This is a genomic window from Lentzea albidocapillata (genome assembly GCF_000719115.1).
GTDB lineage: Bacteria > Actinomycetota > Actinomycetes > Mycobacteriales > Pseudonocardiaceae > Lentzea > Lentzea albidocapillata.
The window spans coordinates 408,884-417,211 of the sequence record NZ_JOEA01000001.1; the positions used below are offsets into that span (position 1 = coordinate 408,884).

The 8,328-nt window shown below is 68.3% G+C and carries 6 protein-coding genes; all 6 read left to right on the forward strand.

Features of this window, described 5'->3' with window-relative positions:
- Positions 1-81: 81 nt before the first annotated feature.
- The 6 genes from IG04_RS0102145 (at position 82) to IG04_RS0102170 (ending at position 7,969) form a co-directional block, all read left to right on the forward strand.
- Entirely contained in the window at positions 82-2,067 is a 1,986-nt protein-coding gene (locus IG04_RS0102145; RefSeq protein WP_030474786.1) for an APC family permease, read from the forward strand.
- Positions 2,064-3,269, forward strand: a complete 1,206-nt coding sequence (locus IG04_RS0102150; protein ID WP_030474787.1) for a class I SAM-dependent RNA methyltransferase — start codon at positions 2,064-2,066, stop codon at positions 3,267-3,269. The genes IG04_RS0102145 and IG04_RS0102150 overlap by 4 nt, the downstream gene beginning before the upstream one ends.
- Positions 3,270-3,331: 62 nt before the next feature.
- Positions 3,332-5,245 carry a 1-deoxy-D-xylulose-5-phosphate synthase gene (gene dxs, locus IG04_RS0102155; RefSeq protein WP_030474788.1) on the forward strand — a complete coding sequence of 638 codons (1,914 nt, stop codon included), beginning with the start codon at positions 3,332-3,334 and terminating at the stop codon, positions 5,243-5,245.
- A 221-nt stretch (positions 5,246-5,466) separates the two neighbouring features.
- Entirely contained in the window at positions 5,467-6,108 is a 642-nt protein-coding gene (locus tag IG04_RS0102160; protein ID WP_036013252.1) for an SPFH domain-containing protein, read from the forward strand.
- Positions 6,109-6,154: 46 nt separating this feature from the next.
- Positions 6,155-6,838 carry a response regulator transcription factor gene (locus IG04_RS0102165; protein ID WP_030474790.1) on the forward strand — a complete coding sequence of 228 codons (684 nt, stop codon included), beginning with the start codon at positions 6,155-6,157 and terminating at the stop codon, positions 6,836-6,838.
- Positions 6,839-6,841: 3 nt separating this feature from the next.
- Entirely contained in the window at positions 6,842-7,969 is a 1,128-nt protein-coding gene (locus IG04_RS0102170) for a sensor histidine kinase (protein ID WP_030474791.1), read from the forward strand.
- The last annotated feature ends 359 nt before the right edge of the window (positions 7,970-8,328 follow it).

Here is an 8,328-nt window from a genome sequence, read left to right on the forward strand (position 1 = left end):
ACATGCCTCCTCAGGCGAACTCTCCGCAGAACCTACCGAGCATTAGCCCGTCCCGGTGAGCGGACCCCTTACGCTCTGGCCGTGTCCAAGCTCGCCACCGCTGCCAAACGCCTCCTGGTCGGACGGCCGTTCCGCAGTGATCGCCTCGCGCACACCCTCCTGCCCAAACGCGTGGCTCTCCCAGTGTTCGCCTCCGACGCCATGTCCTCGGTCGCCTATGCGCCCGAGGAGATCTTCCTGGTGCTGTCGGTGGCGGGTCTGAGCGCCTACGCCATGGCGCCGTGGGTTGGGGTCGCGGTCGTCGTGGTGATGCTCACCGTGGTGGCCAGCTACCGGCAGAACGTGCACGCCTACCCCTCGGGCGGTGGCGACTACGAGGTCGCCACCGTCAACCTCGGACGCAGAGCAGGGCTCACCGTGGCGAGCGCCCTGCTCGTGGACTACGTCCTCACGGTGGCGGTGTCGATCTCGGCGGCGGCGGCGAACATCGGTTCGGCGATCCCGTTCGTCGCGACGCACAAAGCGGAGTTCGCGGTCGTCGCCATCGTCCTGCTGACGGCGGTCAACCTGCGCGGCATCCGCGAGTCCGGCAGTGCGTTCGCGATCCCGACCTACGCGTTCATGATCGGCATCTTCGGCCTGATCCTGTGGGGTCTCATCCGCGGTTTCCTGCTCGGCGACGAGATGCGCGCGGAGAGCGCGAACATCGAGATCCATGCCGAACAGGACCACCTGATGGGCCTGGCGTTCGTGTTCCTGGTGATGCGCGCGTTCTCGTCCGGCTGCGCGGCCCTGACGGGTGTCGAGGCGATCAGCAACGGTGTGCCCGCGTTCCGCAAGCCCAAGTCCCGCAACGCCGCCACGACGCTGCTGCTGATGGGCGGCATCGCGGTGGTCATGCTGATGGGCCTGATCACGCTCGCTCAGCTGACGGGCGTGCGGATGGCCGAGTCGCCGGCGCAGCAGATCGTGAACGCGCCGCCCGGTTACGAGCAGAAGACGATGGTGGCGCAGGTCGCCGCGGCCGTGTTCGACACGTTCCCGCCCGGCTTCTACTTCATCACGGGCGTCACCGCGCTGATCCTGGTGCTCGCCGCGAACACCGCGTTCAACGGCTTCCCGGTGCTCGGCTCGATCCTCGCCCAGGACCGCTACCTGCCACGTCAGCTGCACACCCGCGGCGACCGGCTGGCGTTCTCCAACGGCATCCTGTTCCTGGCCGGCTTCGCGGTCGTGCTGGTGATCGCGTTCGACGCCGAGGTCACCCGGCTGATCCAGCTCTACATCGTCGGTGTGTTCGTGTCGTTCACGCTCAGCCAGCTCGGCATGATCAGGCACTGGCAGCGGCTGCTGAAGACCGAGACCGACGAGCAGGCGCGCAGGCGGATGCGGCGCTCGCAGGCGATCAACACGTTCGGCCTGGCGCTGACCGCGACGGTGCTGATCATCGTGCTGATCACGAAGTTCACCCACGGCGCGTGGATCGCCATCGCCGCGATGGCCGCCATCTACGCGTTGATGACGGCGATCCGCAAGCACTACGACACCGTCGCTGAGGAACTGCGCAAGCAGGAGCGCGTGCGCACGATGCCCGCGCGCAACCACGCGATGGTCCTGGTGTCCAAACTGCACATGCCGACGCTGAGGGCACTGTCCTACGCCAAGGCCGTGCGTCCGGACGTGCTGGAGGCCGTCACGGTCAACGTCGACGACGGCGACACCCGCAAGCTCGTCGCGGAGTGGGAGAAGGAGAACTTCAAGATCCCGCTGAAGGTGATCGAATCCCCTTACCGGGAGATCACCAAGCCCGTTCTCGACTACGTCAAGCGCGTCCGGACGGACAACCCGCGCGACGTTGTTACGGTGTTCATCCCCGAGTACGTCGTCGGCCACTGGTGGGAGCAGCTTCTGCACAACCAGAGCGCGTTGCGGCTCAAGGGAAGGCTGCTTTTCCAGCCGGGTGTGATGGTGACGAGTGTGCCGTGGCAGCTCGAATCCTCGGTGAAGGTCAAAGACAAGGACGTCATCGCACCCGGCGCTGTCCGAAGGGGACTTGACGACCGATGAGCTCGACCAAAGAAGACTGGACCGGACGCAAGTTCGAAGTAGAAGTAGGGCCTGTCGCGCACGGCGGGCATTTCGTCGCACGGCATGAGGGCCGCGTTCTGTTCGTGCGTCACGCGCTGCCCGGCGAACGCGTCGTGGTCTCCGTGTACGAGGACAACGGCGGGTCGTTCTGCCGTGCGGACGCCGTGGAGATCCTGGAGGCGTCACCTGACCGGGTCGAGGCGCCGTGCCCGTTCAGCGGCCCGGGGATGTGCGGCGGCTGCGACTTCCAGCACGTGTCGTGGGACGCGCAACGGGAGCTGAAGGCCCAGGTCGTCCAAGAGCAGCTGGCGAGGCTCGCCAAGATCGAGCGCGACGTGGTCGTCGAGGCGCTGCCGGGCGGCCCGCTGGAGTGGCGGACCCGCATCCGGATGGCCGTCGGCCGCGACGGAACACCGGGCTTCCGCAGCCTGCGTTCCCACGATGTGATCCCGGTCGACCACTGTGTGATCTCCCGGCCGGGCATGGTCGAGGCGGTGGCCGACCGAAAGTGGCGGGCACAGGAGCTCACGATCGTCCAGGACGGTGACGGCAACCGTCATGTGGGTGAGGTGCGCGGCCGACACACCGTGCGACGCGCCGGAACCGGTACGGCCGTCGAGACCGCCGCCCAACGAAAGTGGCGAGTTTCGGCGGACGGCTTCTGGCAGGTCCACCCGGCCGCCGCGGACACGTTCGCATCCGTCGTGGGGGAGTGGGCCGCGGCCGCCCCTGGGCAACGCGCGTGGGACCTCTACGGCGGTGCGGGCCTCTTCGCGTCCGTGCTCGGCCGGCAGGTCGGCGAAAGCGGATCCGTGCTGGTCGTGGAGTCTTTCCCCGGTGCCGTGGAGGACGGCCGGCGCAACCTGCGCCGCATGTCCCAGGTCGAGTGGGTGGCGGACAAGGTCGAGCTTGCCGTGACGCGCAAACTGCCCGTGGAAGACCCTCACGTCGTGGTCCTCGACCCCCCTCGCAAGGGTGCGGGCAAGGTCGTTGTGGCTGAAGTCGCACGACGCCGTCCGCAGCGGGTCGTCTACGTCGCCTGCGACCCCGCCGCACTGGCCCGCGACCTGGCCGAATTCACAGTTCAGGGGTACCGGCTCGCTGATCTCCGCGCGTTCGACGCGTTCCCGATGACACATCACGTGGAGTGCATCGCCCTGCTCGTCCCTGAGACGAGCTGAGGCAGCGTCTCAGTCGCGTCTCCGTAGACTGAGCCGAAGTCTTCAGGAGTGAGGTGGGCGTGGTGACCCTGCTGGAGTCCGTGCACGGACCAGCTGATCTGAAACGGATGGACGAGGCACAGCTGTCGCAGCTGTGCGAGGAGATCCGGCGTTTTCTGGTCGACAAGGTGTCCAAGACGGGCGGGCACCTGGGCCCGAACCTGGGTGTCGTCGAACTGACCCTGGCGCTGCATCGGGTCTTCGACTCGCCGCAGGACCCGATCGTGTTCGACACCGGTCACCAGTCGTACGTGCACAAGATCGTCACGGGCCGTCGTGACGGCTTCGACCGGCTGCGCAAGCAGGGCGGGATGTCGGGCTACCCGTCGCGGTCGGAGTCCGAGCACGACGTACAGGAGAGCTCGCACGCGTCGACGGCGTTGTCCTACGCCGACGGACTGGCGAAGGCGAAGCAGATCAACGGCGCCCACGGCCACGTGGTCGCGGTCGTCGGCGACGGCGCGCTGACCGGCGGTATGTGCTGGGAGGCGTTGAACAACATCGCGGCGGACAGGACACGTCCGGTCGTGATCGTGGTCAACGACAACGGCCGCTCGTACTCACCGACGATCGGTGGTCTCGCCGACCACCTGTCGTCGCTGCGGCTGCGGCCCGGCTACGAGCGCGTGCTGGAGAAGGGCAAGAGCGCGCTGCAGCAGACGCCGTTCTTCGGCAAGCCGCTCTACGCCGCCCTGCACGCCGCCAAGCGCGGCATCAAGGACGCGCTGGCGCCGCAGGCGATGTTCGAGGACCTCGGCCTCAAGTACATCGGCCCGGTCGACGGCCACGACATGGCGATTCTGGAGTCCGCACTGCAGCGCGCCAAGTCGTTCGGCGGCCCGGTGATCGTGCACGCGGTCACCCGCAAGGGCATGGGGTTCGCGCCGGCCGAGAACCACGAGGCCGACCAGATGCACGCCACCGGCGTCATCGACCCGATCACCGGCGAGGACGTCAAGCCGTCCAGCCGGACCTGGACGCACGTGTTCTCCGACGCGCTGGTGGACGTGGGCCGCGAGCGTTCCGACGTCGTGGCGATCACCGCCGCGATGCAGGGGCCCACCGGCCTGGACCCGTTCGCCAAGGCGTTCCCGGAGCGGTTCTTCGACGTCGGCATCGCCGAGCAGCACGCGCTGACCTCCGCCGCCGGACTGGCGATCGGTGGCCTGCACCCCGTCGTGGCCGTCTACGCGACGTTCCTCAACCGGGCGTTCGACCAGCTGCTGATGGACGTCGCACTGCACAAGCAGGGCGTCACGGTCGTGCTGGACCGGGCCGGCGTCACCGGCCCGGACGGCGCGTCGCACCACGGCATGTGGGACATGTCGATCCTCGGCGTCATCCCCGGCGTCCACGTGGCGGCGCCGCGTGACGCCGGCACGCTGGTCGAGGAGTTGCGGGAGGCCGTGGCGATCTCGGACGCGCCGTCGGTGATCCGCTACCCGAAGGCCTCCGTAGGCCCGGACCTGCCCGCGTTGGAGCGCGTCGGTTCCGTGGACGTGCTTCGGCGGTCGGGTTCCGACGTGCTGCTGGTGACGGTCGGCGCGTTGGGCGGGCTCGGTCTCGAGGCCGCGCAACGGCTGGAGGATCAGGGCATCGGCGTGACGGTGGCCGACCCGCGGTGGATCTATCCGATGTCGGTGGACCTCGTGGAGATGGCGGCGTCGCACAAGCTCGTGGTGACCGTTGAGGACGGTGGCCGCCACGGTGGCTTCGGTTCCTCTCTCGCGGCCGCCCTGCGCGATGCCGACGTCGAGGTGCCGTTGCGTGACATCGCGTTGCCGCAACAGTTCCACGACCACGGTGAGCGTGGCGAGGTGCTGGCGTTGTGCGGCATCACCGCACAGGACGTCGCACGCCGCGTGACGGAGTGGGCCGCTCGCCTGGAGTGCCTGCCCGTCGAAATTGACGCGCCGGCGGACAAACAGGTCGGCTAACCTCCCCCTCACGCCCGCTTTCTTGCGGCCCGGCAGGTCTCCCTGTTCAGGGTCCCGCGATCGAGGCGGGTGTTGGGTGCCTTAGAAGCATCAGGTTCGATCCCTGAAACCACGACCCCGGTCGCACACGGGGGCAAGGAGCTTTGCGAGTCCCTTGTGGACTCCCGTTCCTCGCTCCGCCGACCGGGGTCGTGGTCTGCCCGGACGTTTGGGGGGAAGTCGTGAAGAAGACGTTGTACCCGTGGGAGCGGGCTGTCCGGTTCGACCACGGAGTGTTCGTCGGTGAACTCGGCCCCGGACGTCACCGGGTGCCGTGGCGCGCCGTCTTGCACCACGTCGACATCCGGCCGCGCACGATGAGCCCGGCCGCTCAGGACGTACCGACCGCGGACGGCGTTCTGGTGCGTGTGACCGTTGTGGTGCGGTGGGCCGTGTCGTCGCCAACGGCATTCGTCGTGGAGTCGGCGTCTCCCGAGGACGAGCTCTACACCGCCGTGCAGCTTGCATTGCGCGGTGCGGTGGTGACGCGCGCGCACTCCGCCGTTGATCCTGAGCGCCAGGCCATTGCGGCCGAGGTACTGGCCGCGGTCGCTGCTCGCGCCGCGGAGTTCGGCATCTCGGTGTCGGACGTGGCCGTGCGCGATGTAGTCATGCCCGGTGAGCTGCGGCGGGCCGCGCTGGCCGAGCTGGTGGCGGCGTCCGAGGGGCGTGCGGCGCTGGAGCGGGCACGAGGCGAGACGGCGGCGCTGCGGTCGTTGCTGAACGCGGCCCGGCTGGCGGAGGAGCACCCGGCGTTGCTGGAGATCCGCGCACTTCAGACCGCCTCGACGGTCGTGGTCGACAGGCCTGCACGCAGGAAGTGAAGGTGTCGTTAAGCGCCTTCTCAGGTCGGTATGGCACCTTTGAAGCGTGCGGATTCTGGTAGTCGAGGACGAGGCGCCACTGGCCGACGCGATCGCTCGCGGCCTGAGGCGCGAAGGTATGGCCGTGGACGTCGCCTACGACGGCGAGACCGGGCACGAGAAGTCGACCGTCACGCGGTACGACGTGGTTGTGCTCGACCGCGACCTGCCGGGGATGTCCGGCGACGAGCTGTGCAAGGAGATCCTCAGCTCCGGCGCGCTCACCAGGGTCATGATGCTGACGGCGAGCGGGTCCATCGAGGATCGCGTGTCCGGGCTGTCGCTGGGAGCGGACGACTACCTCGCGAAGCCGTTCGCGTTCCCCGAACTGGTCGCGCGCGTACGGGCGTTGGCCCGCCGTGCGACTCCGGCGACGCCTCCGCTGCTCGCCGCCCAGGACGTGGAACTGGACCCGGCGCGGCGCACGGTGTCGCGCGGCGGGCAGCCGATCGAGCTGACCCGCAAGGAGTTCGGCGTCCTCGAGGTGCTGCTCTCGGCCAAGGGCTCGGTCGTCAGCAGCGAGGAGCTGCTTGAGCGCGTGTGGGACGAGAACGCCGACCCGTTCACCACGACCGTGCGCGTAACTGTGATGACGTTGCGCAAGAAGCTCGGGGAACCGGGCATCATCGACACCGTCGTGGGCTCCGGCTACCGGGTGCCGAGTGCTTCGAACGGATCTGCTGAGGACTGACCTATGCGAAGGCGCGGACCAGGGCTTCGCCTTCGGATCACGCTCCTCACCACCGCGCTCGTCGCGGTGGTGAGCACTGTCCTGCTGTTCCTCGGGTGGACGCTGGTCGGGCGGGTTTTCGACTCGTCGCCGTCGTTCCCCTCCGACACCCAGGTCACGGTCGACGGCGTCATCGTCACCGTGAAGGTGCTGACCGACGCGTTGACGGCCGCCGCCCGTCAGGACCTGCTGCGAGCCGGGCTGATCGCGTTCGCGTGCATGGTCGTGGCCGCCGCTGTGCTGACGTGGACGCTCACCGGTCGTGTCCTGAAGCCCCTGCACGACGTGACGGGGGCTGCCCGCCGGTTGTCGGCTGAGTCGCTGGGGTCGCGGTTGCGGCTGGAAGGCCCGCGCGACGAGGTCGCGGAACTCGCGGACACGTTCGACGCGATGCTCGACCGGCTGGAAGCCGCCTTCGACTCGCAGCGCCGGTTCGTGGCGAACGCATCGCACGAACTGCGCACTCCCCTCTCGGTGGTGCGCACCGAGCTGGACGTGACTCTCTCCGATCCGGATGCCGATGTCGACGAGCTGCGACGCATGGCCGGTGTCGTGCGTTCGGCAGGGGAGCGTGCCGAGCAGTTGGTGTCCGCGCTGCTGCTGCTCGCCCGCACTGACGGCATTGGGCTCGCCGTGCGGGAGCCGGTCGACCTGTCGGCCGTGGTCGAGTCGGCGTGGAGAGCCGCACGGGCCGAGGCCGAGGCACGCAACCTACGCACGGTGTTCCGCTGCGTGCCGGCGCTCGCGATCGGGGATCCCGCACTGCTGGAGCGGATCGCCGGCAACCTGCTGGAGAACGCCGTCCGCCACAACCACGTCGGCGGATGGATCGAGACCGTGGTGGAGACGGGGCCGCAGTGGTCCGTACTGCGGGTGTCGTCGTCCGGTCCGCTGATCCCGCCGGACCGCGTGGAAGAGCTGTTCGAGCCGTTCCGCCGCGGGGTCAAGGACCGGACCAGCCAGTCCGGGACGGGTCTCGGGCTCTCGATCGTGCGTGCCGCGGTGGCTGCTCATGGCGGGTTTGCGCAGGCAGTGGCCGTGCCGACCGGCGGTCTGTCGGTCACCGTGCACCTGCCGGCCGCACCTCGCTGAGACCCCACGGAGTGTCACTGCCAAGATTGTCGGCGTGGTCCCGGTCACACTCTGCGTCGATCTTGGCGGGTTTGGGCCGTCCGCGTGGTGCCTGACCTGCGGTTACGCCGTAAGTGACCCCCGATTTGGATCTCATGGGGGCCCCGTGTAAATTTCTCCATGCCAGCACGGAACGGGCCGGGAAACACAGCCGGAACGGAGTGCGGCGAAAGACTTCTAAGCTTGACACAGCCCCGGAAGTAAGTCTCCTCGGAGATGAGCTGCGGTGTGCGCGTGTTCTTTGAGAACTCAACAGCGTGCCGAAACACAGCCAGTAATATATGAATACCTCCTCGTCGAGGTATTCCTTTGAGAAGATA